We start from the raw sequence: 23,975 nt of genomic DNA, 5'->3' as shown, positions 1-23,975 counted from the left end.
TGCTGTGCGCCCCCGCATCCACCCACCAATGAGCGCCACCGATGCAACCCACCCTAAGCCTGCTGCTGGCGGCAACGCTGGGCAGCGCCGCCCACGCCGCCGAAGTCCGCTGCCTCATCAGCAGCGACGCGAGGCCTCCGATCCGCCTGCAATTCACCTTCCCCGAAGGCAAAAAGCTGCTGGGCCAGGTGCGCTATGAGCGCGGCAGCGCCGCCATCCCCGTCAAACGCCTGAGCAGCACCACGATCGACGCGGAGCCGGACCGGCCGTGGTCCTTCGAAACGACGTGGCGCGAAACCACGGCCGGCGGCGGCAGCTACACCATGCTGACCCAGGGCGCGCGCGTCTACGCATTCAGCTACACCGGCGCGAAAGGCAAAACCACCACCTTCCTGGAAGATCTCGAGGCGAGCGGCGAGCGCGGCTGCGAGTGGCGCCGCGCCGGCTGAGGCGTCAACCGTCCAGATTTTCGTGATGGCCGACGGCGCCGCGCTTCCAATACGCGGCGGCGCGGATCGCCTTGCGGTCCAGCCCCTTCTCCTCGACGAAGATGCGGCGCAGCGCCGCCACGGCGCCGGCCTCGCCGGCGCACCACACATAACCGTCGCCGGGCGGCAGCGCCAGCGCGCGCGCGGCGGCCAGCAACTGCGCCTCGTCATCGAGCCACTGCAGCGCGACGGCGGCGGCGCTGGCCAGCGGGCGGCGCTCCGCCGCATCCAGCTGCAACAGCACCGACACGCGCGCGCCGGCCGGCAACTCCTCAAGGCGGCGGGCGATGGCGGGCAGCGCCGTCGCGTCGCCGGCCAGCACATGCCAGTCGTAATCGAGGGGAATGACGAAGGAGCCGCGCGGGCCGGCGACGACGGCGTTCTGGCCCGGCGCCGCCTGCGCGGCCCAGGCGGCGCCGGGGCCGTCGCCGTGCAGCGCGAACTCCAGCGTCAGCTCGCCGGCGGCCGCGTCGTGGCGGCGCGGCGTGTAATCGCGGCGCAGCGGCGCGCCGGCCGCGTCCGCGCCAAAAATGAACTTCACATGGTCGTCGAACGACGGGCTGTGGAAGCCGGCCAGCTCGGCGCCGGCGAAGGTGACGGCGCGCATATGCGGGCTCGGCGACTCCACGCGCAGCACCTGCAGCTCGCGGTGGACGACTTCCTGGCGCAGCCGTTGGACGCGCCCCTGGGCAAGGTCTATACTCATACGTTGACACTTTCAATTGGTTGACAATATCACCTATCATGCGCGAAAAAAATGACAATGTCAACCATTCCGGCGGCGCGCCGGAAGACGGCGTGCTGGACTTGATCCACGCCGTGATGCACCAGTACCGCGCGCAACAATTCCAGGTGCTGCGCGACGGCCCGCACGACGTGACCCACATGGAGAGCAAGGTGATGGGTTATTTCGGCCGCTGTCCGGGGGCGACGCAGAGCGACCTGGCGCGCCACAGCGGACGCGACAAGGCGCAACTGGCGCGCCTCATCAAAGGCTTGCGCGAGCGCGGCATGCTGGAAGGGGAGGCCGACGAAACGGACAGGCGCAACACGCGGCTGCGGCTGACGGCGGCCGGCGCGGCCGTGCAGGAAACGCTGCAACAGCAGGCGAAGTTGCTCAACGCCAAAGCCGTGCGCGGCCTCGACGCGGCGCAGCGCGCGCAACTGACGGCCCTGCTGCAACAAGTGAGCGCCAGCCTCGCCGCCGCCCCATCCTGAGGCGGCCAAGCCGCGAAAGATAGGGCCTAGGCGGCCGCCTGCAGCGCGTCGACGACGATGCGCCCGTCCAGCAAATGCAGCGTGCGCGAAGCCTGCGCCGCGTGGGCCGGCGAGTGCGTCACCATGACGACGGTGGTGCCTTCGGCGTTGATGGTGCGCAGCAGGCGCATCACCTCGTCGCCGTGGGCCGTGTCGAGGTTGCCGGTCGGTTCGTCGGCCAGCAGCATGGCGGGGCCGGCGACGAGGGCGCGGGCGATCGCCACGCGCTGCTGCTGGCCGCCCGACAACTGCGAGGGCCGGTGCTTGGCGCGGTGGGCGATGCCGAGGCGTTCGAGCATGGCGGCGACGCGCTCGCGCCGCTCCTTGGCCGGCGTGCCCGTATATTCCAGGGCCAGTTCGACGTTCTCGAACACCGACAATTCCTCGATCAAATTAAAGCTCTGGAAAATGAAGCCGATGCGGCCGCGGCGCAACTGGTTCAGTTTGGCCTCGCTCCAGCCGGCGACATTCTGGCCCTCGAACCAATACTCGCCGCTGTTGGGCACGTCGAGCAGGCCGAGCAGGCTGAGCAGCGTCGACTTGCCGCAGCCGGAAGGGCCGGTGATGGCGACATACTCGCCGGCATCGATTTCCAGGTCGACGCGGTCGAGGGCGGTGGTCTGGACTTCGCCGGCCAGATGGACTTTGCTGACGCCTACAAGTTTAAGCATGGTATTCCCCTGTCGATAATGAAACGGATAATATAGGCAATACAGCAAACTACGTGCCAGCCCAGCAACAAGGGCGGTGCGGGGGGAGCGGCGGGGAGGTGTGCGGAGCCGGACAGTGGCGCCTGTCCGTAAGCGAACAGCCGGGGACAGACCACCATTTTCCGGGAAAGATTTCGCGGAAATGGTGGTCTGTCCCCGGCCGGTTCAGGCGGCCTGTTTTTCGTCGCGCAGCACGCGGCGCAGGATTTTGCCGACGTTGGTCTTCGGCAGTTCGTCGCGGAATTCGATGTACTTCGGCTTCTTGTAGGCCGTGAATTGCTCCTTGCAATAGGCCATCAGCTGCTCGGCCGTCAGCGCCGGGTCGCGCCGCACGACGTACAATTTGACGGCTTCGCCCGAATTGCCGTCCGGTACGCCGATGCAGGCGCATTCGAGCACGCCGGGGTGGGCCGCGACGACGCCCTCGATCTCGTTCGGGTAGACGTTGAAGCCGGAGACGAGGATCATGTCCTTCTTGCGGTCGACGATGCGGGTGAAGCCGCGCTCGTCCATGATGCCGATGTCGCCCGACTTGAAGAAGCCGTCCGCCGTCATCACGGCCGCCGTGTCCTCGGGCCGGTTCCAGTAGCCGACCATCACCTGCGGCCCGCGTATGGCGATTTCGCCGGGCTGGCCGTGCGCCACGGGTGTGCCCTCGTCGTCGAGGATGGCGATGTCGGTGGAGGCCAGCGGCAGGCCGATCGAGCCGGTGAACTTCTCGGCGTCGGCCAGGTTCAGGGTCGCCGCCGGCGCCGTTTCCGACAGGCCGTAGCCTTCGACGATCAGGCAGCCGGTGGTTTGCTGCCAGCGCTCGCTGACGACTTGCTGCACCGCCATGCCGCCGCCCAGGCACACCTTCAGGCCGGAAAAGTCGAGCTTGGCGAAGTCCGGGTGGTTCAGCAGGCCGTTGAACAGGGTGTTTACGGCCGGCAGCATATTGAAGGGATGCTTGGCCAGCACCTTGATGAAGCCGGGAATGTCGCGCGGATTCGGGATCAGGATATTCAGCGCGCCCCAGCGCGTGCCCACCAGCATGCAGGCCGTCAGGGCCATGATGTGGTACAGCGGCAGCGCGCAGACGATGCTCAGGGCCGCGACGGGCTTGCCCTGTTGCAGCGCCGGCTGGGCCCAGGTGTCGTTTTGCAGCACGTTGGCGATCACATTGCGGTGCGACAGCGTGGCGCCCTTCGACACGCCGGTGGTGCCGCCCGTGTATTGCAGGAAGGCGATGTCGTCCTGGCCCAGTTGCACCGGCGCCAGGCGCATGCGGGCGCCTTGCGCCAGCGCCCGCTTGAAGGCGACGGCCTGGGGCAGGGCGAAGGCCGGCACCATCTTTTTGACCTTGCGCACGACGAGATTGACGAGCAGGCCCTTGGCGGCGCCCAGCATGTCGCCCATGCTGGCCAGCACCACGTGCTTGACGGCCGTGCGGGCCAGCACCTGCTGCAGCGTCGTGGCGAAATTTTCCAGCACGATGATGGCCTCGGCGCCGGAATCGTTGAGCTGGTGCTCCAGCTCGCGCGGCGTGTACAGGGGGTTCACATTGACCACCGTGTAGCCGGCGCGCAGCACGGCGGCGACGGCGATCGGGTATTGCAGCACGTTCGGCATCATGATGGCCACGCGCGCGCCTTTTTGCATGCCCTTGCTCTGCAGCCAGGCGCCAAGGTGGGTGGAATACTTGTCCAGCTCCGCATAGCTGAGGAACTTGTCCATGCAGACATAAGCCTTGCGCGCGGCAAATTTCTGGAATGACTCTTCCATCAAATGGACCAGCGACGGGTATTGCGCGGGGTCGATCTCCGCGGGCACGCCCTTGGGGTACGACTTCAACCAGATTTTCTCCATAGTCTGCCTCTCGTCTATGCTTCGGTGGGAATGGAAAGCGAACGCTCGTTCTATTTTTGTCTCATCCATTCTAGGACGGGGGGCGCCGGCTGGCAAGTGCTTGTTGCAATAAAGCCAATATCGGGGCGGCGCGGGGAGCCGAAGGGAGGGAGGGGGAGGGCCGGGGCTGGCGCTTCAGGCCGGCCCCGGCTGTTTGCGCCGTTGAGGCGGCGCCGTCAGAACCAGGTTTCGACCTGCAGCCCGACCGAGGTGCCGCTGGTGGACTTGCCGAAAACCGGGCCGGACTCGTTGGCCGCGTTGACGGCGGCCGTGGCCGCGTCGTTCCAGCGCGCGTGCGTGATGAAGGCGCGCAGCTCCGGGCGGTCCCAGTATCCCTTGCCCGCCGTCAAGGTCGGGGCGAAGGTGAATTTGGTCAGGCGCTGCGCCGCGCCGCCGGTGGGCGAGGTGACGCGGTCCGTGCCCAGCTCGAACTGCAGCTTGAAGTGGTCCGACAGCGCGTACACGGGGCGCATGCCCAGCGAGGTCCAGGTCGAGGTGCCGCCGGAGGCGTTCGACTTGTCGCGCTGCACCACGGCCACCAGCTCGGCGCTCCAGTTCGGCGTCGCCTGCACCCACAGCGAGTCGAAGAAGCGCGTGCGCGTCACGTCCGAGCCGTTCTTGATGTCGCCGGTGGTGCCGATGCGGTCGCAGCACTGGCCGCCCTTGCCGGTGCCGGGGCCGACGCCGTGCTGGAAGCCGATGGTGTTGGCGCCGCCGAAGACCTTGTCCTGTTTGTGCAGGATGGTGATTTGCCAGCCGCTGTGCGTGGTGTCGTCCTTGATGTCGGGGCGGATGTAGGAGGTCAGCACGTCGACCGTGCCGTTGTTATTGACGGGAATGCCCTGGTAGACGAGGTTCTGGCGCAGCGCCGAGGTGCCGACCTTGTCCTTGTCCTTGAAGAAGCCGTAGCTGATGCGGCCCGGTCCCAGCTTGTACTGGTCGATGCCGCCGCCGGTGCCGTTCATGTTGACGTATTGCAGATCGAGGAAATGGATGTCCGGACGCATGTAATAGCGCTTGCCTATCCAGGCCGTGCCGCCGTTCAGCTCGGGGATGCCCTTGGCCTCGACATACATCTTCGCCACGTGGATGTCGGAGGCGCTGACGTTCGAGCTGGCGTGGTAGGCGTCGAGCATGACGTGGCCGACGAAGCTGACGCCGTTGATCGGCTTGCCCATTTCGCGCTGGTACTCGAACTCGCCGTAGGTGTCGCACTCGTTGCCGAGGCGGTAGCGCATCGTGTTGCCGCCCAGGCCATAGCAAGCCTGCGGGCCGCGGTTGTTCGACGAGGTGCCGACGCCGGCGCGGAAGTAGCCGTGGTACTCGCCCTCGGCGTCGCCCGCCCGGGCCTGGCCGACGGCAAGCACGAGGGGGATGGCCAGCGAAAGCGATTTCAACATGGGGTGATTCATACATCTCCTTGATTATAGTTATAGAAAAAATGTGCCCTTGGGCACCGTGCCTCGAACCGTCCCCGGTTCAATCCGTATACAACATGCTCAGGCCGCCAGCGCCTGCTTCGACGACAACATATTCCCCGGCTTGCGGCGCCGCAGCGCCCGGCCGCTGGCGTCGAAGACGTGGAAGGCGCTGCTGGCGGCTGACACCGTCAGCGCCGCGCCCAGGCGCACGGGCTGGTTGCCGTCGCCGCGCACCACCAGGTCCTGGCCGTTCTGCAGCGTTAGATAGATATAGTTCGCCTCGCCCAGGTGCTCGACGATGTTGACCACGCCGCTGAAGCTGGCGCCGCCCAGGCCGTCCTCCGCGATATGCTCGGCGCGCAGGCCGACCGTGACGGCGTCGCCGATGCGCGCCAAGGCGCCGTCGACGTCGGCGCGCACCTCCTGGCCGCTGGCCAGTTGCAGGCGCAGACTGTCGGCGTCGACGCCGCTGACGGTGGCGCCGAACAGATTCATCTTCGGCGAGCCGATGAAGGTGGCGACAAACAGATTGGCCGGCTGCTGGTACAGCTCCAGCGGCGTGCCGGCCTGCTGGATATGGCCCTCGTTCATGACGACGATCTTGTCGCCCAGCGTCATCGCCTCGACCTGGTCGTGCGTCACATAGACGATGGTGGCGCCGAGCTGGCGGTGCAGTTTGGCGATTTCCAGCCGGGTCTGCACCCGCAGCGCCGCGTCCAGGTTCGACAGCGGCTCGTCGAACAGGAACAGCTTCGGCTCGCGCACGATGGCGCGGCCGATGGCGACGCGCTGGCGCTGGCCGCCGGACAGCTCGCGCGGCAGCCGCTCCAGCAGATGGTCGATCTTCAGGATGGCGGCCGCGTGCTTGACCCGGCGCGCGATGGCCTGCTTGTCCTCGCCGGCGATCTTCAGGCCGAAGGCCATGTTGCGGTAAACCGTCATGTGCGGGTACAGCGCATACGACTGGAACACCATCGCGATGCCGCGCTCGGACGGCGGCAGGTCGTTGACGACCTGGGCGCCGATGGCCAGCTCGCCGCCGCTGATCGCCTCCAGCCCGCACAGCATGCGCAGCAGGGTGGATTTGCCGCAGCCGGAGGGGCCGACCAGCACGGCGAATTCGCCGTGCTGGATTTCCAGGTCGATCCCGGCCAGCACGTCGTGCTTGCCGTCATACGATTTGCGGATTTGTTTCAGGCTTACGTTCGCCATATAGCACCTATTATTTGACCGCGCCGGAAGTCAGGCCCCGGATCAGTTGACGAGAGAAAATGACGTACATGAGCAGCACGGGAATGACCGCCAGCGACAGCGCCGCCAGCACCGAATTCCAGTCGGTCACGTACTGGCCGATGAACTGCTGCACGCCCAGCGTGACGGTCTTGGTCTGGTCGGACGGCGCCAGGATCAGCGGGAACCACAGGTCGTTCCAGGCCGGGATCATGGTGAACACGGCGACGGTGGCGATGGCGGGGCGGATCAGCGGCAGGATCACCTGGAAGAAGATCTTGTATTCGCCCACGCCGTCGCAGCGCGCCGCATCCTTCAGCTCGCGCGGCACCTGGCGCACGAACTCGGACAAGATCATCACCGCCAGCGGCAGGCCCTGCGCCGTGTACACCAGGATCAGCGCCGTCAGCGTGTTGATCAGGTCGAGCTTGACCACCAGTTCGAGGATGGACACGGTGCCCAGGCGGATCGGGATCATGATGCCGATCGCCAGGTACAAGGTCATCCAGCGGCTGGCCGGGAAGGGGTATTCGGACAGTGCCCACGCCGCCATCGCGCCGAACAGTACGATGCACACCAGCGACACCAGCGTGACGAACAGGCTGTTGCCGAAGTAGAGCAGGAAGTGCGAATTGGCCAGCACCTTGTGAAAGCCGATCAGCGAAAACGTCTCCGGCGTCGGCAGCGCCAGCGGGTTGGCGAAGATCGCCGCGCGGCTCTTCACCGAGTTAATCAGGATCAGGAAGATCGGGAACAGGGCGACCAGGGTGTAGCCGCCCAGGATCGCATGCACGCCCGCTGTTCCCAGAGGCCGGTATAAAGGCTGTTTCATGGCGAGAGCAGTCAGTTGAGGTTCATCGGAGGCGGCAGTCCGGGGGCTGGCCCCGGCTTTTCGGCCTTGCGTTCACAGCTCATAGCGCGTCAGCTTGCGCTGCACCAAATAGAAGTACATGCCGACGCCGGCCAGTATCACCAGGAACATCAGCGTCGCCACGGCCGCGCCCATCGTCGGGCTGCCGATCTGCGCCTGGTAGCCGAAGAAGGTGCGGTAAAAGAAGGTGCCGAGGATGTCGGTGGCGTAGTTCGGCCCGGCCAGCGCGCCCTTGACCGAGTACACCAGGTCGAAAGCGTTGAAGTTGGCGACAAAGGTCAGGATGGTCACCAGGCCCAGCGTCGGCCAGATCAGCGGCAGCTTGATCTCCCAGAAAATGCGCAGCGCGCCGGCGCCCTCGGCGTGGGCCGCCTCGACTATCTCCTCCGGCACGGCCAGCAGCGCCGCGTAGATCAGCATCATCGGGATGCCGATGTACTGCCACACCGACACCAGCGCGATGGTGAACAGGGCGCTCGACTCCTGCCCCAGCCACGGCGCGAAGTAATCGGCCAGCCCGGCGTAGCTGAGCAGCGACTCGCCGACGCCCCACAGCGGCGACAGGATCAGCTGCCAGATGAAGCCGATGATGACGACCGACAGCAGCGTCGGCAGGAAAATCAGCGTGCGGTAGGTGCGCTCGCCCCGCAAACCCTTCAGGCTGAACAGCGTGGCCAGCACCAGGCCGATGGGGTTTTGCAGCAGCATATGGATCAGGAAGAACTTCAGGTTGTTCCACATGGCGTTCCAGAACGCCTGCGACCACTGCGGATCGAACAGGATGGTGGCGTAGTTGGCCAGGCCGGCGAAGCTGTAGTGGCCTGCCTCGCTGGTGGCGTAAAAGCCGAGGCGCAGCGTGTCGATCAGGGGCAGGGCGCTGAACAGCGAGTAGACCAGCACCGCCGGCGCGAGAAACACCACGATATGCCAGGGAAAAGCTCTTTTCACGGCCACTCTCCAAACGGAATAAAAACCCGGCGGCGGCGCCGCCGGCGTAAACCATGCGCCAGGCATGGGGGGGAGGACGGGGCCTACTGCTGCGGCTTGTACCATTTGGCGAAGCCGGCCTGTATCTGCCTGGCCGCGTCTTTGCCCGACAGCTTGCCGTTCAAGACTTGCGCGTTGACGTTCCACAGCTCGTTTTCCATGCTCGGCTCGCCGCGGTTGAGCACCTGCGCGTTCAGGCGGATCGTCGAGGCGCAGCTGGCGCGCCAGCCGATCATCTGCCTGGCGACCGGGTCTTTCACCGTGATCGCGTGGTTCGACAGCGAGAAGAAGCCGGTCACCTTGTTGGTGTAGATGTCGGCGAACTCCTGCGAGCCCAGCCAGGCCAGGAATTTGTAGGCTTCCGCCTTGTTCTTCGACTTCGCGTTGACGGCCATGCCGATGTCGGTATGGTCGGAGATGTAGCACTTGTCGCCGGCCTTGCGCACGGGCGGCGGGAAGGCGCCCATTTCCAGCGCCGGGTCCTGGTTGAAGTAGGAGATGTCCCACGAGCCGGTCGGATAGATCGCTGCCTTGCCGAGGGCGAACTGGTTCTGGCTGTCGCCGTAGGTTTGCGCGCTGGCGCCCTTCGACAGATAGCTGCCGACCTTGGCCTCATAGTCCCAGGCGGCGACGAACTGCGGATCGGTGAACTTGGCCTTGCCGGCGATGAGCGCCTGGCGGCCTTCCTCGCCCTTCCAGTAATTGGCGCCGATGCTGGTGAAAATCACCTGGTTGGCCTCCCACTGGTCGGCCGTGCCGAGCGCCAGCGGCGCGTACTTGCCGCTTTTCTTCACCGTCTCCAGCACCTTGAAGAACTCGTCTTCGGTCTTCGGCGCCTGCAGTTTCAGCTCCTGGAAGATCTTCTTGTTGTACAAAAAGCCGTGCATCACCGAGGCGACCGGCATGCAGAAGGTATCCTTGCCATTGTCGGTCTGCCAGGCCACCTTGGCCGAAGCGGGGAAATTCTCCATGCCGGCCCGGCCGTCGAGCTTGTCGAGGTGGCCGCGCTTGTACAGCGACAGCGACACGTCGAAGGGGCGGCAGGCCAGCAGGTCGCCGCCGGTGCCGCCGGCCAGACGCGCGGTCAGGCTGGAATCGTATTCGGTCGGCGCCGTCGGCGCGAACTTGACCTCGATGCCGGGGTTCTTCTTCTGGAAGGCCGGGATCAGCACCGTCTCCCACAGCGCCTTGTCGTCGACGCGCCAGCTTTCGATGGTGAGGGTGGCGGCCTGCGCGCCGGTGGCGGCCAACAGGGTGCACAGCGCGGCGCCGCGCATCATACGAAAGGATTGCATTGATTGTCTCCAGTGGTTTTTGTCGGTAGTGGCTGCAGGTCCTGATGCAGTGGACGGACAGTAGCACCCGAGAAAATGTGACACCAGCGGACCGAAAGTGTTATTAAGGTGATATCCTATGTGATTGATTTAATGGGAAAAATTGGTATTGTGGGAAATCGGCGCTGTTACATAACTTTACCTGCGGGGAGGGCGGCGCAAGGCGCATGGGCGCTGGCGCGGCGGCTGCCGGCGCCAAGGAAACGCAACAAAAGCTTACGCTTCTTTACAAAACTGGACGCTTACTTACTCACGCAGCCGTGTTTAGTTAAGCTATAGTTTGTCGCATAAAAAAGAGGTCTGACAACGCGGTGCCGCGGGGCTGAACCCAGCTTTTCGCAGTTGCTCTTCATCGGGCGGCATTCGTGCATAACGGTGGGAACAGGGGACGAGACATTGATTCAATCACGCGTGATTGACCGTGCGCTGGCGCGCGCCGGTCGGGGAATTAGCTGCTCCTTGCTGGGCCTGAGCCTGATGGGCGCGGCCCGCGCCGACGCGCTGCAAGTGCTGCACTGGTGGACCTCCGCCGGCGAGCGCAAGGCCGCCAACACGCTGGTGACGCGGCTGGCCGCCGAGGGCATCGACTGGCGCGACGCCGCCATCCCCGGCGGAGCCGGCGTCGGCGCCGTCAAGGTCCTGAAGAGCCGCGTCCTGTCCGGCACCTCGCCGGAAGTCATGCAGCTGATCGGCTTCAGCGTCGGCGAATGGGCCGAACTGGGCCTGCTGCTGCCGCTCGACAGCGTCGCGCTCGCCGGCAACTGGGGCGCGCAAATGTACCCGACCGCCTGGGCGCAGGCGCAGCACGGCGGCCATGTGATGGCCGCGCCGCTCGGCATCCACCGCGTCAACAATCTGTACTACAACCGCAAAGTGTTCAACCGGCTGGGCATCGCGCCGCCCAAGACCTGGGGCGAATTCGAGCGCGTCGCCAAACAACTGAAACAGGCCGGCATCACGCCGCTGGCGCAAAGCAGCGAAGCGTGGCAGGTGGCGACCCTGTTCGAAACGCTGGTGCTGGCCGAGTCCGGGCCGGGCTACTACCGCGAACTGTTCGTGCAAAAGAATCCGGCGGCCTTCGCCGACGCGCGCCTGCTGCGCGCGCTGACGCGCCTGAAGGCGCTGAAACAATGGATGCCGCAGCCCCTGGCGGAAAAGCCGTGGACCGAAGTGACGCGCCAGTTCGCCGACGGCGACGCGGCCATGTTCATCATGGGCGACTGGGTCAAGGGCGAACTGAATGCCTGGGGCGTGGCCACCGACGACGGCTTCGGCTGCGCCGCCGTGCCGGAAACCGGCAACTACCACCTGTACAGCATCGACACCTTCGCCATGTTCGCCGCCGACTACAGCCACCAGGCGGCCCAGGAAAAACTGGCCCAGCTCATCACGGCGGCGCCGGCGCAGGCCGAATACAACCAGATCAAAGGCTCGATCTCGGTGCTGCGCACGGCCGACCCGGCGAAAATGGACAGCTGCGCGCGCGCCTCGGCGCAGACCTTCGCGCGCGGCGCGGCCGTGCAGGCGCCCAGCTTCGTGCACCGCATGGCAACCGACGAAACCAGCAAGGACGCCATCATCGCCGAAGTGCGGCGCTACTTCATCGACGACCGGATCAGCGCCGCCGACAGCCAGCGGCGCATCGGCGCGATGATGCAGGCGCTTTCGAAACAAGGAAAAGGAAAAGACTATGGCGCGCAAGATCCTCATCGTTGACGACGACCAGAAAACCCGCATGCTGCTCAAGGCCTACCTGGAAAAGAACCAGTACGAAGTCGGCCTGGCGCACAACGGCGAAACCTTCCTGGCCGAGTTCTACCGCTGCGCCGACGAACTGTCGCTGCTGATCCTCGACGTCATGCTGCCCGACACCGACGGCTTCGCGCTGTGCAAAATCGTCCGCGGCCGCTCCAATGTGCCGATCATCATGCTCACCGCCAGCTCTGACGAAACCGACCGCGTCGTCGGCCTGGAACTGGGCGCCGACGACTACATCGCCAAGCCCTACAGCCCGCGCGAGCTGCTGGCGCGGATCAAGGCGATCCACCGCCGCACCGGCATCGACAACGCCGCGCCGCCGCGCTACTACCGCTTCGTCGGCTTCACGCTCGACACGGTCGAGCGCACCGTCACCGACGCCGGCGGCGAGGCCATCGCGCTGACGGGGCTCGACTTCCAGCTGCTGAAATACTTCGTCGAGCATCCCGGTGACATCCTCGACCGCGGCGTGCTGTGCGAACAGACCCGCGGCCGCGACGCCGGGCCGCTGGACCGCTCGCTCGACGTGCAAATCAGCCGGCTGCGGCTGCGCCTGAACGACGACGGCAAGCAACCGCTGCTCATCAAGACCGTGCGCGGCGCCGGCTACGTCTTCTCGGCCGACGTCAGCAGCGCCCATGCCTGAGGCCAGCCGTTACGCGCGCGCGCTGGCATGGCTGCTGCCGCAGTCGCTGCTGGGGCGCCTTTCCGTCGTCATGGTCGCCGGCGTGCTCATGACGCAACTGGCCGGCAACCTGATCTGGGGTGCGCAACTGCGCAAGGACGCCGAAGTCGAAGCGAAGCTGGCGGCCCAGCACATCGCCCACAGCGCCGCCAGCGCCGTGCGTTTCTTCCTCAGCCTGCCGGCCAACTACCGGCCCATCCTGATCCAGCAATTCCGCGAAATGGGCGGCACGCGCTTCTTCGTCAACGTCAACCGCGCGCCGCTGGCGATCCAGCAGATCGAGGCGCGCGCGCTGTCCGACACCGTCGTCGCCAGCGTCGGCGCCACGCTCAAGCAAGACCTGCCGCAATTGAACCACTACCGCGTCGCCTTCGCCTGGCCCGGCGAGCTGAGCGTCTCCGACAGCGGCTCGAAAATCGCCGACCTGCCGGAAAGCTGGGTGCAGCACATCCTGCTGGTGAAGCCGAACCCGGCGCCCATCCTCGTCATCCAGACCGAACTGGAGCCGGGCAACTGGCTGTACCTGGCCGCGCTGATGCCGAATCCCTACTTCCTCGACAGCGGCAACCCGCTGGCGCTGGACCGCGTGCTGCTGCAAGGGCTGTCGCTGGCGGCCGTGCTGCTGCTGTCCATCCTCGTCGTGCGCTGGACCACGCGGCCGCTGGCGGCGCTGTCGGACGCCGCCGAAGCCTTCGGCAAGGGCGAAAACATGCCGGAGCTGCCGGAAACGGGCAGCCGCGAATTCGTCAACACGGCGCGCGCCTTCAGCGCCATGCGCGAGCGCATCCAGCGCTACCTGGAAGACCGCGAGCGCCTGTTCGTGTCGATTTCGCACGACCTGCGCACACCGATCACGCGCCTGAAACTGCGCAGCGAACTGCTCGACGACGACGCGCTGCGCAACGAGTTCCACGACGACCTCGACGAACTCGACATGATGGTCAAGGGCGCGCTGCAATGCGTGAAGGACAGCGACATCCACGAAAACCCCACCGAAGTGCGGCTCGACGCGCTACTCAAGCGCATGGTGCGCGGCAGCCAGCTGGGCGGCCACCAGGTGCAGTTCAGCGAGGCCGGCCTGAGCGTGACGGCGAAGCCGCTGGCGCTCAAGCGCGCCATTGGCAACCTGCTCGACAACGCACTGTATTACGGGAAGCGGGCGGACATCTCGGTGCACCGCGAGCCGGGCCACGTCGCCGTCCGCATCCGCGACTACGGGCCGGGCGTGCCGGAGGAGGCATTCGGCAGCCTGTTCCAGCCCTATGTGCGCCTGGCGCACGGACGCGACCAGAACGCCGACGGCATGGGGCTGGGGCTGGGCATCGCGCGCAGCATTGTGCAGGCGCACGGCGGCCACCTGACGCTGGTCAACCATCCCGACGGTGGCCTGGTGGCGACGATCAGCCTGCCGGCCCAATAGGGGCGGCGGGCAATTGCCGAGCTTGAGTCAGTAATTATTAAATTTCATCAGTCTGCTAAGTAGCAGGCATGTCATGCCTAAAAATACAAGTGCATTGAATAAAATTTCAGATTTTCTGGAGGTAATGAAAAATCCAGATTTATTCATCGAGAAAAAGATGGCTCTTTTAGATAGGAAAATTCCCAGCAGCAGCCAGCCGGCGCCGCCTATCACCTGGGGAATATCCCCGGATTTTGTGGAATAGTAAATATCATAAATTCCAATTCCGCCCATGAGAAAAATCCATGAGAAATTCAATAATTCTTTTTTCAATTTAAACGCTTTTTCATTATTTGTTTGGCCAGCAAAAAATCATCAAGTTTCTTGAAGTGCGGTGATCTGGATTTTCGAAGATGACGTCGTTTGATGATTGCAAAAATCCCATCCATTGTCAACAATATTTCATTTTCATAAATTTATTGCGTGAGCAGTGTTCAGTTGCAGCGCCAAGGAAGAGTTGCTCAAGATCGTGTCCCGGCGGTGGCGAATCAGGCGTGTGGCCGCGGCTCCGTGAAACTGTACCTTAAGAATTGTCCGGAATTGGATCTGTTAGCGTTTGCGAAAAACCATTAGCATGTGCCGAAGTGATACATATCTGGATGTTTGAATAAGGATGCCCGATGCGCAGCCGACCATCAGTATGAAAGAGATAACATGAAAAACCGCCCATTCAAGCAAGTCGACGTGTTCACCAATGTGCGTTTCAAGGGCAATCCTGTCGCCGTGGTGCTGGACGCCGACGGTCTTTCAAGCGAGCAAATGCAGCAAATCGCCAACTGGACCAATTTGTCGGAGACGACCTTCGTTGTTCCTGTCACCGAGCCGGGGGCGGATTATCACGTCCGCATCTTTACGCCGAATGCCGAGCTGCCGTTTGCCGGCCACCCCACCATCGGCACGGCGCACGCCTTGCTGGAAGCTGGCCTGATACAGGCGCGCAATGGCGCCTTGTTGCAGCAGTGCCGCGCCGGGCTGGTCAAGCTGGCGGTCGCCCGTGGGCAAGATGGGGCGCAGTGGATTTCCTTCGATCTTCCCGAGCCGAAGCTGACGGCGCTGGACGTTGCGCAAACCGAGGAATTGGAGCGCCTGCTGGGCAGCCCCGTGCAAAGGCAGTTTCCCCCTTGCGTTGTCGATGTGGGACCGCGTTGGGTTGTGGCGCAATTGCCGAGCGCGGTAACCGTGCTGGCCGTCCAGGCCGATTTTCAGCACATGAAAGGCCGCAACGCCGCAGACGGGCATACCGGCGTCGTGATATTCGGCGCGCACGAGCAGGGCGCCGGGGCGACTATCGAAATCCGTGCATTCGCCCCCGCGCATGGCGTGAATGAAGATCCCGTTTGCGGCAGCGGCACCGGCAGCGTCGGCGCCTTCATCCGGCATAGCGGCCAAATCCAGCGCTTCGGCGGCGACTTCCTCGCCTCCCAGGGCGCCGTCGTCGGGCGGGCCGGCGTGCTGCGGCTGGTCTTGAACGAGCAGACCGTCCGGGTCGGCGGCAATGCGGTGACTTGCGTTAACGGGGAAGTGGCGGCTTGATTGTGCGAAATTGCTTGAATGGCCGCCGCGCGGGCCATTCCATCGAGCGTATCGCTTAGCGCAGCGCGCTCGGCGGCCGCGGCGACGCCATCAGTTGCCGGAAAGCGGCCCAGCGTTGCGCCTGCGCGCGCGCCGGCTCCTGTTCCGTGACCTGCCGCTCGATATACGCCTTCGCCATGTCCTGGCCCAGGTTGTAGTTGATGACGTAGCCGCGCATGGCCTCATAGAACTGCAGCCGCTGCGCCGCCTTTTCGGCCGGATACAGGCGCACGTCGATCAGCCAGGCTATGGTTTCTTCGCGCGTCATGTCGCCGTTCAGGTAAAGCATGGCGGCGTCGTTGTCGGCGTAGCTCAGTTGCGCCAGCAGGCGGTTCAGTTGCGCATAGCGCGGCGCCAGGCTGGTGTCCAGGCCGGCCAGCGGAAACAGCACCTCTTGCTCGAAGGCCAGCCGCTCCTCGTCCGTGAAGCTCAATTCGATGCCGTAGTTGGCCGTGCCCTCGGCGATCAGCGACTGCGGCGAAAACAGCGGATAGACGCAGTATTCCTGCCATTGCTTGCCGCGCAGCAGGTCTTGCTCCAGCAGCACGTTGTAGACGTGGTGGCCGGGATACGCCTCGTGGCAACCGAGGTCGACGGCGCGGTCTATATAGATGGGCAAGTCGATATTGATCTGGATAAGGCTCTGGAAATTGCCCTTGTACCAGTTATAGCCGCTCCAGGGCTTGTCGCTGACAAATTCGAGGATGAAATTTTCTTCCGCCGGCAGGGGGATGTAGCGCAGCGTGCGCTCGCGGCCGGCCTGGATGGCCGCCTCCATCACGGCGCGCAGCTTGTCGGCCGGTATGGCGAACTGGTCGCGGAAGGCGTTGACGCGCTCGCTGACGGAGCCTGGACCGGGCAGCAACTGGTCGATCCGGCCCACCAGTTGCTCGTAGTGGGCGCGCGGGTGGTGCGGCGACACGGCATCGTAGAGAAGCTCGGTTTCCGCGTCGAAGCTGAACACGGCGCCGGCCAGCATGTCGACGCGGGCCTGCATCGAGCGCAATTGCTTGTCGAGGCAGGCGACGCGTTGCACTTCTTCGTCCTGTTCGGGGTGCTGCGTCGCCAGCAGCGCGCGGGCGGCGTCGATGTCGCGGCGGATCGAAGCGAGGTCTTGTCGATTGGCGACGGCTTCGTCTTGCCACTGTGCCGGGCCGTAAAAGGCGTCGACGTAGGCGGCATCGTGCTGGCCGATGGCGAGCACCAGTTTGACGTAGCGTTCGGCGACGCCGGCCAGCCGAAGTCCGGAGGAATTGTCGTTTTGTGCGATGCTCAAGCCGTTTCTCCTTGTCGATGCGCCTGCGCTGTCTGCTTGCCAGCGGCGCGGGATGGCAAAGTATAAAGCAATTGTTCGGATCGAGATGCGTCTGTGATTGCGCGGCGATTTTCGCCCGTCGCGAGGCGTTTGCCCAGGCGCTTTCTGCCGGACAGCGTCGCGCTTGACCCCTCTCAAACAAGGGCCGGGGCGGCCTTCAATCGCCATGACAGCTTGCTAAGCTGTTCCTGCGGTATCGGCGCTTCGGCCGATGCCTGTCCCCGTTGCGCCGGGCGCGGCGCGACGGAACATACTTACCGGGAATGGGCGTTTTCAGGCATGCGCACAACGTCGCCGTTCCTTAGCCTAGGAGGAATTCCGCGATGCTTAACCGTACACCTGTCGTCATCCGTTCCGTCAGTCCCCTGCAAGGGCATGAAGGAACCATCGTCACCTTGCAGGGCTCCGGCTTTGCCCGCCACATCCGCAACAATTGCGTCGTCATCGGCGGCATGGGCGCCTGCGCCCGCGCCGAACCGCACTCCACCGACACGGAGTTGAAAGTACGCATAGGCCCGGTGGCGCGGGAAACCGCGGGCGACCTGCTGATGTGGCCGGGCGTGGGCGGCGAGCTATTCACCGAGGAAATCAGCTACGGCAACACCCGCCTGCACCTGTCCGAAGCGGCGGTGTTCCGCAATGGCGCGCCGGTGGCGGCGGCGGGCATACACTTCAAGCTCGACAAGGCTTCGCCCGACACCTATAGCGGCGCGTTTGAAAAATCGGCCCGTGGCCAGGTGCAACTGGGCGGCCAGGAAACGGCGCCCGTCATGCGCGTCGCGTTTCCGAAAGGCTTTTCGGCGGGGCGGCACAAGAAGGTCGACGTGTGCGTGGTGCTGAAAGAACCGACGCTGGCCGTCGACATCAGCGCCTCGATCGCCGGCAAATCGGGCGACGACGAAGAATGTTTGCGCGCCGTCGCCAAAGCCATCTCCCTCAATGCCGGCCTGATGGGGGAACGCGTGTTCGCCGACGTCGGCACGAATGCCCAGACGGGCGAACTGGAGTTATACATCACCAAGCCCTACCTGGAAAATGGCATGGTGACAATACACTTCAGCTAGCCTCGCGCCGCCTCCAGCCGGGGACAGACCACGATTTTCAAAAAAACTATTCCTTGAAAATCGTGGTCTGTCCCCCGCTGCGACTAAAAAATCCCTTGTCTAAAAAATGATGCAGCAGCATCATTGAATGCGCGTTCCCGCCAACTGCGCCAGTTGCCGCGATTGGGGGCGCGCACGGTCTTTTGTGCTTTAGCGTACAGAAACAATCTTGTTGCGCAGGTATATTCCTTGCACAGCGCGGCTTTGCTGCGTTGCAAGAAGACAGTCCATCACTTTAAAGGCGACAAAAATGACAATGCCAAACTCCCGGATCGGTTTGTTTACAAGCACCATTTTTGCTGCGGCAACGCTGGCCGCTTGCGGCGGCGGAGGCGGTGGTGGCGGCACGCCGCCGGCGGCGCAGGGTACGCTGGGCGTGTCGATGACCGACGCGCCGGCCTGCGGCTTTGACGCCGTCAACGTCACCGTCTCCAAGGTGCGCGTGCACCAAAGCGCGACGGCCGGCGATGCGGACGCCGGCTGGGCCGATATCACGCTGAGTCCGGCGCGCAAGATCAACCTGCTGGGTCTGACCAACGGCGCGCTGGAGTCGCTGGGGCAGACGCCTTTGGCGGCCGGGCATTACACGCAGATGCGTCTGGTGCTGGACCCGAACACGGGCAATGGCCTGGCGAACTCGGTGATTCCGACAGGCACGGCGACCGAGGTGAGCCTGGACACGCCGAGCGCCGTGCAAAGCGGCATCAAGCTGGTCAATGCATTCGATGTGGCCTCCGGCCAGCGCGTCGATCTGGTGCTCGACTTCAACGCCTGCAAATCGGTCGTGACCAAGGGGAATGGCAAATACGCACTGAAACCCGTCGTCAAAGTGATTCCGACCGCGCTGAACGGCATTTCCGGCTTCGTCGGCACGGCCTTGCTGGGCAACCATGTGATGGTGAGCGCGCAACAAAATGGCGTCGTCATCGCCTCGACCACGCCAAGCGCCACGGGCGAGTTTTTCCTGGCCCGTCTGGCGCCGGGCAATTACGACGTCGTGATCACGGCCGACAATAGCGCCACCGCCGTCGTTGCCACGGTGCCGGTCGCCACGGTGGCGAGTACCACCGTGTTGAGTACGGTGGGCACGCCGATTACCTTGCCGGCCAGCCTGTCGGGCCTCATCGGCGGCGTGGTCAGCCTGACGCCGGCCAGCGCGACCGAAGTGGCGTATGTGTCGGCAAAGCAGAGTTTTTCCGCCGGGCCGATGGTGACGGTCAAGTATCAGGGCGCCGATATCGCGACGGGCGCATACATGCTGAGCAATTTGCCGCTTGCCGCGCCGCAGTTCGCGCTCTACAGCACCACCTTGCCGCTGGTGTTTGCGGCGGCGGCGACGACTCCGGGCACGGCCAAGTATCGCCTGGACGCCGCGGCGACGGGTTACGCGGCCGTGTCGAAGCCGTCGGTGGATATTTCCGTGGTGAACCAAACCAACGTCAACTTCACACTGCTGCCGTAAGGGTGGTCAAGGCGGGGCCGGCGCGCGCAACAGCCCGGGGGCTCAGGGCAGGGTGTAGCCCAGCCGCTGCGAAATGCGCGCCGCGCACGCCTTGAGTTGCGTGGCGGCGGCGCCGTTCCAGTCGGCGTCCAGCGTTCCCGCCGGGCCGATGACGGTCACCGCCAGCACCATATTGCCGGCGTGGTCGAACACCGGCGCGCTGATCGCGTTGATGCCGGCCGTCGGGTCGCCGACGGTGCGCGCCATGCCGTGCCGCCGCACTTCGGACAGCATCGCCTCGACATCCTCCTTGCCCGGTTTCCGGCCGGAGTGGCCGGCGACGCTGTCGTCGCCCAGTTCGCGCGCGCTGAGTTTTTCCACCTGCATCGCCGGCAGATAGGCCGAGAAGACCCGCCCGGTCGCCGTGTTCAGGATGGACATCACGGTGCCGGTGCGCATCTTGACGTGGATGGGCAGGTGCGACTCGTTCAAGTGCACGATGGTGGGGCCGCAGTTGCCCAGCACGGCGAGGGCGGTGGTGTGGCCGATGTGCTCGCACAGGGCGGCCGTTTCCGGCAGGGCGATCTTGACCGGGTCCAGCAGTTGCAGGCTGATCAGGCCCATCTGCAGCGCGAAGCTGCCCAGTTCGTAGCGCCCGGACACCGGGTCTTGCTGGATCAGGCCGATGTTGCCGAAACTGACCAGATAGGGGTGGGCCTTGGCCGAGGTCATGCCGGCCTTCTGCGCCAGGTCGCGCAACAGCATCGGCGCGCCCTCGCTGACCAGGGCCTCAAGCAATTGCCCGCCCACTTCGACCGATTGAATGCCGCGTCGTTCTTTTTTCATTGACTTCCTGTTTTGATATTTTTTTGCCGCCGCTGCGCTGGCGGACGGCCTGCGTTTGCGATTTTACCAGCCCAGTAAAAAGAAAACGATTTGGTATTGACATACGCGTTTAACTATAACAAACTTGATCTACATCAAATGCGTTCGCTAATGACGAATGGTATAAGCGGCGCGCGACAGGCCAGGACCCGGCGGCACAGCCGGGCATGGCCACCTTGGAGGAGACACAATGCTTGCGCAGTTTCTGCTGTCGGGCGTCACCATGGGTTTGACCTATGCGCTGGCGGCCCTGGGTTTTTCCATCATCTACAATTCCAGCGGGGTCATCAATTTTGCCCAGGGCGAGTTCATCATGCTCGGCGGCATGGCGACCGTCTTCCTCGTCGGCCTGGGCTTGCCCCTGCCGCTGGCCATCGCGCTGGCCGTCTGCACGGCCGTGCTGGCCGGCCTGCTGGTGCAGAAGTTCGCCATCGAACGGGCCCGCAACGCCTCGGTGGTCAGCCTGATCATCATCACGATAGGCGCCTCGCTGGTGCTGCGCGGCCTAGTGCAACTGGCCCTGGGCAAGGAAAGCCACGCCTTGAAGGCGTTCTCTGGCGACACGCCGATCGCCATCCTCGGCGCCACCATCCTGCCGCAAAACCTGTGGGTGATGGGCCTGTCTCTGGGCGTCGTCGCCGGCTTGAGCTGGTTTTTCGGCAAGACGCTGGCCGGTAAGGCCATGCTGGCCACCTCGCACGACCGGCTGGCGGCGAACCTGGTCGGCATTCATACCAAGAACATCCTGCTGCTGGCCTTCGGGCTGGCCGCCGCGCTCGGCTCGTTTGCCGGCGTGATGGTCGCGCCGCTTACCTACACCTCCTACGACCTGGGCGTGATGTTCGGTTTGAAGGGCTTCGTCGCCGCCGTGCTGGGTGGGCTGGGCAGCAGCGGCGGCGCCATCCTGGGCGGCATCCTGCTCGGGCTGGCCGAGGCGCTGACGGCCGGCTACATCTCGTCCTCCTATAAGGATGCGATGCCCTTCGTGCTGATCCTGTTCGTGCTGTTCTTCATGCCGCGCGGCCTGTTCGGCGCCCACGTGACGGAGCGTGTCTGATGCGGCGGTTTTCCCGAGCGCATGCCGGCTTGCTGGCACTGGCCCTGGTTCTCGCCGCCGTGCCGCTGCTGACCAGCAATTCCTTCTATCTGGACCTGGCGGTGCGCATCGCCATCAACGCCATCGTCGCCATCGGCCTGAACCTGTTGATCGGCTACGCCGGCCAGATCAGCCTCGGCCACGCCGGTTTCGTCGGCATGGGCGCGTATGCCAGCGCCGTGCTGACGACGCATTGGCAGTTCCCGCCGCTGGCCGCCTTGCTTGCCGGCGCGGCCGGCGTCGGCCTGCTGGCCTTCCTGGTGGCGCGCCCCATCCTGCGCCTGAAGGGCCATTATCTGGCCATGGCGACGCTGGGCCTGGGCATCATCATCACCATCGTCATCACCAACGAGGCGCAGTGGACGGGCGGGCCGGACGGCATGGCGGTGCCGGCCTTCAGCGTCGCCGGGCTGGCCCTGGCCGGCGAAATGCACTGGTACATCGTCATGGCCTTGCTGTTGCTGCTGGTGTGCTGGTGCGCGCTGAATCTGATCGACGCGCCGGCCGGGCGCGCCCTGCAGGCGCTGCACGGCTCGGAGATCGCCGCCCGCGTGGCCGGCGTCGACGTGGTGCGCGCCAAGGTCCAGGTCTTCGTGCTGTCGGCCGTGCTGGCCAGCGTCATGGGCAGCCTGACGGCGCACTATATCGGCTTCGTCACGCCGGGGCAGGCGGGCTTCTTCCATTCGGTCGAGCTGGTGACGATGGTCGTCGTCGGCGGCATGGCCTCGGTGTTCGGCTCCGTCGCCGGCGCGGCCCTGTTGACCTTGCTGCCGCAGGCCCTGTCGAGCTTCGAGGGCTGGGAAACCGTCGTCTTCGGCGCGATCCTGATGGCGACGATGATATTCCTGCCGGGCGGCCTGGTGCCGTCGCTGCGGCAACGTTTTGCCAAGGGGGCGCATTGATATGCTGACCGTCAAGAACCTGTCGATTGCGTTCGGCGGCGTGAAAGCCGTGCAGGACGTGTCGTTCACGGCCCAAAAAGGCACGATCCACGCCGTGATCGGCCCCAACGGCGCCGGCAAGACCACCTTGTTCAATCTGATTAGCGGTGTCTACGCGCCGACCTCGGGGCAGATCCTGTTCAAGGGCGAAAACGTGGCCGGCAAGCCGCCCGAGCAACTGGCGCGGCGCGGCATCAGCCGCAGTTTCCAGAATTTGCAGATTTGCATGAATATGAGCGCGATTGAAAATGTCATGGTGGGCGCGCACCTGACGCTGGACCAGAGCCTGTTCAAGGCCATGTTCCGCTTGCCGGGCCTGCGCCGCGCCGACCGCGCCTGCCGCGCCGGGGCCGCGGACTTGATGTCCTTCGTCGGCCTGGCGCGCTACGTCGACGCGCAGGCGGCGCAGATGCCCTACGGCGCGCTGAAACGGCTGGAAATCGCCCGCGCGCTGGCCGCCAGGCCGGACTTGCTGCTGCTGGACGAGCCGGCCGCCGGCCTGAACAACACGGAAACGGCGGAAATCGAGGCGCTCATCAAGAAGATCGCCGCCGGCGGCGTGACGGTGGTGCTGGTCGAGCACGACATGAAATTGGTGACGGCCATCTCCGACCACATCCTGGTGCTGGACCACGGCCAGAAGCTGGCCGAGGGCGCGCCGCAGCAGGTGTGCGCGAATCCGCGCGTGATCGAGGCTTATCTGGGAAGCGACATGCAGGCGGAGGCGGTGCAATGAAGACGGAATATAGCGAGACGATGACGGCGGCCACGGCCGGCGCCCGCCCGCGGGTGCTGGAGGTGGCGGGGCTGACCAGTTTTTACGGCCGCATCCAGGCGCTGCACGGCATCGACCTGAATGTCGAGCAGGGCCAGTTGGTGGCGCTGGTCGGGGCCAACGGCGCCGGCAAGACGACGCTGCTGCGCGCCATTTCCGGCGTGCAGCCGGTCGGCGCGGGCGAAGTGCGCTTCCAGCAGCGCGCGATCAACAAGCTTGAGCCGCATCAACGCGTCGCCGCCGGCATCTGTCAGGTTCCCGAGGGGCGCCATGTGTTCGGGCCGATGTCGATCGAGGACAACTTGCGCCTGGGCGCGTATGCGCAGCCGGCGGCGCAGGCGGCGGCCGATATCGAGAAGATGTATCGGCTGTTTCCGGTGCTGGCGGAGAAGCGCAAGCTGCCGGCCGGCACGCTGTCGGGCGGGCAGCAGCAGATGCTGGCCATGGCGCGCGCGCTGATGGGCCGGCCGCGCCTGCTGCTGCTCGACGAGCCGAGCATGGGGCTGGCGCCGCTGCTGGTGCGGGAGATTTTCCGCGTCGTGCAGACGCTCAAGGCCGAGGGCATGACGACGCTGCTGGTCGAGCAGAACGCCCGCGCCGCGCTGGCCATCGCCGATGTCGGCTACGTCATCGAGACGGGGCGTATCACGCTCAGCGGGCCGGCCGCCGAGCTGCTGGAAAACGCGCAGGTCAAGCGCGCCTATCTGGGCATGTAGCACATGCCCTTGGTCGAAAACCTATCGTGTCTCATATAAAGGGA

At 64.9% G+C, this 23,975-nt stretch carries 24 protein-coding genes; 13 read left to right on the top strand and 11 right to left on the bottom strand.

The window, feature by feature from the left end; genetic code table 11:
* The first annotated feature begins 41 nt into the window (after nucleotides 1-41).
* On the top strand, nucleotides 42-449 hold the full coding sequence (locus OIK44_RS11730; protein WP_273670938.1) for a hypothetical protein: 408 nt from the start codon (nucleotides 42-44) through the stop codon (nucleotides 447-449).
* Nucleotides 450-453: 4 nt separating this feature from the next.
* Here the strand turns inward: OIK44_RS11730 and OIK44_RS11725 are convergent, their stop codons facing one another.
* Nucleotides 454-1,194 (bottom strand): siderophore-interacting protein, encoded by a 741-nt coding sequence (locus tag OIK44_RS11725; protein WP_273670937.1) that lies wholly within the window; start codon nucleotides 1,192-1,194, stop codon nucleotides 454-456.
* A 38-nt stretch (nucleotides 1,195-1,232) separates the two neighbouring features.
* Here OIK44_RS11725 and OIK44_RS11720 point away from each other — a divergent pair, with 38 nt between their 5' ends.
* Nucleotides 1,233-1,706: a MarR family winged helix-turn-helix transcriptional regulator gene (locus OIK44_RS11720; RefSeq protein WP_273670936.1), complete on the top strand. Its 474-nt coding sequence runs from the start codon at nucleotides 1,233-1,235 to the stop codon at nucleotides 1,704-1,706.
* Between the two features lie 26 nt (nucleotides 1,707-1,732).
* On the opposite strand, the gene OIK44_RS11715 is transcribed toward OIK44_RS11720, so the two are convergent.
* From OIK44_RS11715 to OIK44_RS11685, 7 genes are all read right to left on the bottom strand, one after another.
* On the bottom strand, nucleotides 1,733-2,416 hold the full coding sequence (locus OIK44_RS11715; RefSeq protein ID WP_273670934.1) for an ABC transporter ATP-binding protein: 684 nt from the start codon (nucleotides 2,414-2,416) through the stop codon (nucleotides 1,733-1,735).
* Nucleotides 2,417-2,620: 204 nt separating this feature from the next.
* A complete protein-coding gene (locus OIK44_RS11710; protein WP_273670933.1) occupies nucleotides 2,621-4,303 on the bottom strand; it encodes a long-chain-fatty-acid--CoA ligase in 1,683 nt (560 codons plus the stop codon).
* A gap of 215 nt (nucleotides 4,304-4,518) precedes the next feature.
* Nucleotides 4,519-5,742: a maltoporin gene (locus tag OIK44_RS11705; protein WP_273670932.1), complete on the bottom strand. Its 1,224-nt coding sequence runs from the start codon at nucleotides 5,740-5,742 to the stop codon at nucleotides 4,519-4,521.
* A 99-nt stretch (nucleotides 5,743-5,841) separates the two neighbouring features.
* Nucleotides 5,842-6,975, bottom strand: a complete 1,134-nt coding sequence (locus OIK44_RS11700; protein WP_273670931.1) for an ABC transporter ATP-binding protein — start codon at nucleotides 6,973-6,975, stop codon at nucleotides 5,842-5,844.
* 10 nt (nucleotides 6,976-6,985) lie between these two features.
* Entirely contained in the window at nucleotides 6,986-7,825 is an 840-nt protein-coding gene (locus tag OIK44_RS11695; RefSeq protein ID WP_273670930.1) for a carbohydrate ABC transporter permease, read from the bottom strand.
* 72 nt (nucleotides 7,826-7,897) lie between these two features.
* Complete coding sequence (locus OIK44_RS11690) at nucleotides 7,898-8,812, bottom strand: carbohydrate ABC transporter permease (RefSeq protein WP_273670929.1); 915 nt, start codon at nucleotides 8,810-8,812, stop codon at nucleotides 7,898-7,900.
* Nucleotides 8,813-8,895: 83 nt separating this feature from the next.
* Nucleotides 8,896-10,146, bottom strand: a complete 1,251-nt coding sequence (locus OIK44_RS11685) for an ABC transporter substrate-binding protein (protein WP_273670928.1) — start codon at nucleotides 10,144-10,146, stop codon at nucleotides 8,896-8,898.
* Nucleotides 10,147-10,596: 450 nt separating this feature from the next.
* Between OIK44_RS11685 and OIK44_RS11680 the strand changes: the two genes are divergently transcribed.
* The 5 genes from OIK44_RS11680 (at nucleotide 10,597) to OIK44_RS11660 (ending at nucleotide 15,620) form a co-directional block, all read left to right on the top strand.
* The gene (locus OIK44_RS11680; protein WP_420213844.1) at nucleotides 10,597-11,901 is read left to right on the top strand and encodes an ABC transporter substrate-binding protein; all 1,305 of its coding nucleotides are present in this window, start codon (nucleotides 10,597-10,599) and stop codon (nucleotides 11,899-11,901) included.
* Nucleotides 11,876-12,589: a response regulator gene (locus OIK44_RS11675; RefSeq protein ID WP_273670927.1), complete on the top strand. Its 714-nt coding sequence runs from the start codon at nucleotides 11,876-11,878 to the stop codon at nucleotides 12,587-12,589. Before OIK44_RS11680 ends, OIK44_RS11675 begins: the two co-directional genes overlap by 26 nt.
* A complete protein-coding gene (locus OIK44_RS11670) occupies nucleotides 12,582-14,048 on the top strand; it encodes an ATP-binding protein (RefSeq protein ID WP_273670926.1) in 1,467 nt (488 codons plus the stop codon). Before OIK44_RS11675 ends, OIK44_RS11670 begins: the two co-directional genes overlap by 8 nt.
* 73 nt (nucleotides 14,049-14,121) lie before the next feature.
* Nucleotides 14,122-14,292 (top strand): hypothetical protein, encoded by a 171-nt coding sequence (locus tag OIK44_RS11665; protein ID WP_273670925.1) that lies wholly within the window; start codon nucleotides 14,122-14,124, stop codon nucleotides 14,290-14,292.
* Nucleotides 14,293-14,690: 398 nt separating this feature from the next.
* The gene (locus OIK44_RS11660; RefSeq protein WP_273670924.1) at nucleotides 14,691-15,620 is read left to right on the top strand and encodes a PhzF family phenazine biosynthesis protein; all 930 of its coding nucleotides are present in this window, start codon (nucleotides 14,691-14,693) and stop codon (nucleotides 15,618-15,620) included.
* A gap of 55 nt (nucleotides 15,621-15,675) precedes the next feature.
* On the opposite strand, the gene OIK44_RS11655 is transcribed toward OIK44_RS11660, so the two are convergent.
* Nucleotides 15,676-16,935: a hypothetical protein gene (locus tag OIK44_RS11655; RefSeq protein WP_273670923.1), complete on the bottom strand. Its 1,260-nt coding sequence runs from the start codon at nucleotides 16,933-16,935 to the stop codon at nucleotides 15,676-15,678.
* Between the two features lie 362 nt (nucleotides 16,936-17,297).
* On the opposite strand from OIK44_RS11655, the gene OIK44_RS11650 reads away from it, so the two are divergent.
* A complete protein-coding gene (locus tag OIK44_RS11650) occupies nucleotides 17,298-18,038 on the top strand; it encodes an IPT/TIG domain-containing protein (RefSeq protein ID WP_273670922.1) in 741 nt (246 codons plus the stop codon).
* Nucleotides 18,039-18,121: 83 nt separating this feature from the next.
* Here the strand turns inward: OIK44_RS11650 and OIK44_RS11645 are convergent, their stop codons facing one another.
* The gene (locus OIK44_RS11645) at nucleotides 18,122-18,295 is read right to left on the bottom strand and encodes a hypothetical protein (RefSeq protein WP_273670921.1); all 174 of its coding nucleotides are present in this window, start codon (nucleotides 18,293-18,295) and stop codon (nucleotides 18,122-18,124) included.
* A 32-nt stretch (nucleotides 18,296-18,327) separates the two neighbouring features.
* On the opposite strand from OIK44_RS11645, the gene OIK44_RS11640 reads away from it, so the two are divergent.
* Nucleotides 18,328-19,539 carry a DUF4382 domain-containing protein gene (locus OIK44_RS11640; RefSeq protein WP_273670920.1) on the top strand — a complete coding sequence of 404 codons (1,212 nt, stop codon included), beginning with the start codon at nucleotides 18,328-18,330 and terminating at the stop codon, nucleotides 19,537-19,539.
* A gap of 42 nt (nucleotides 19,540-19,581) precedes the next feature.
* On the opposite strand, the gene OIK44_RS11635 is transcribed toward OIK44_RS11640, so the two are convergent.
* On the bottom strand, nucleotides 19,582-20,364 hold the full coding sequence (locus OIK44_RS11635; protein ID WP_273670919.1) for an IclR family transcriptional regulator: 783 nt from the start codon (nucleotides 20,362-20,364) through the stop codon (nucleotides 19,582-19,584).
* A 229-nt stretch (nucleotides 20,365-20,593) separates the two neighbouring features.
* Between OIK44_RS11635 and OIK44_RS11630 the strand changes: the two genes are divergently transcribed.
* Genes OIK44_RS11630 through OIK44_RS11615 form a run of 4 tightly spaced genes read left to right on the top strand, consistent with a single transcriptional unit; the run spans nucleotide 20,594 to nucleotide 23,931 of the window.
* Nucleotides 20,594-21,460, top strand: a complete 867-nt coding sequence (locus OIK44_RS11630) for a branched-chain amino acid ABC transporter permease (RefSeq protein ID WP_273670918.1) — start codon at nucleotides 20,594-20,596, stop codon at nucleotides 21,458-21,460.
* A complete protein-coding gene (locus OIK44_RS11625; RefSeq protein ID WP_273670917.1) occupies nucleotides 21,460-22,401 on the top strand; it encodes a branched-chain amino acid ABC transporter permease in 942 nt (313 codons plus the stop codon). The genes OIK44_RS11630 and OIK44_RS11625 overlap by 1 nt, the downstream gene beginning before the upstream one ends.
* Before the next feature lies 1 nt (nucleotide 22,402).
* On the top strand, nucleotides 22,403-23,176 hold the full coding sequence (locus OIK44_RS11620) for an ABC transporter ATP-binding protein (protein WP_273670916.1): 774 nt from the start codon (nucleotides 22,403-22,405) through the stop codon (nucleotides 23,174-23,176).
* Between the two features lie 20 nt (nucleotides 23,177-23,196).
* A complete protein-coding gene (locus OIK44_RS11615) occupies nucleotides 23,197-23,931 on the top strand; it encodes an ABC transporter ATP-binding protein (RefSeq protein WP_273671244.1) in 735 nt (244 codons plus the stop codon).
* Nucleotides 23,932-23,975: the final 44 nt, after the last annotated feature.

This window comes from Janthinobacterium fluminis (genome assembly GCF_028595325.1).
Lineage (GTDB): Bacteria > Pseudomonadota > Gammaproteobacteria > Burkholderiales > Burkholderiaceae_D > Janthinobacterium > Janthinobacterium fluminis.
This window is presented reverse-complemented; position numbering and strand designations above follow the sequence as displayed.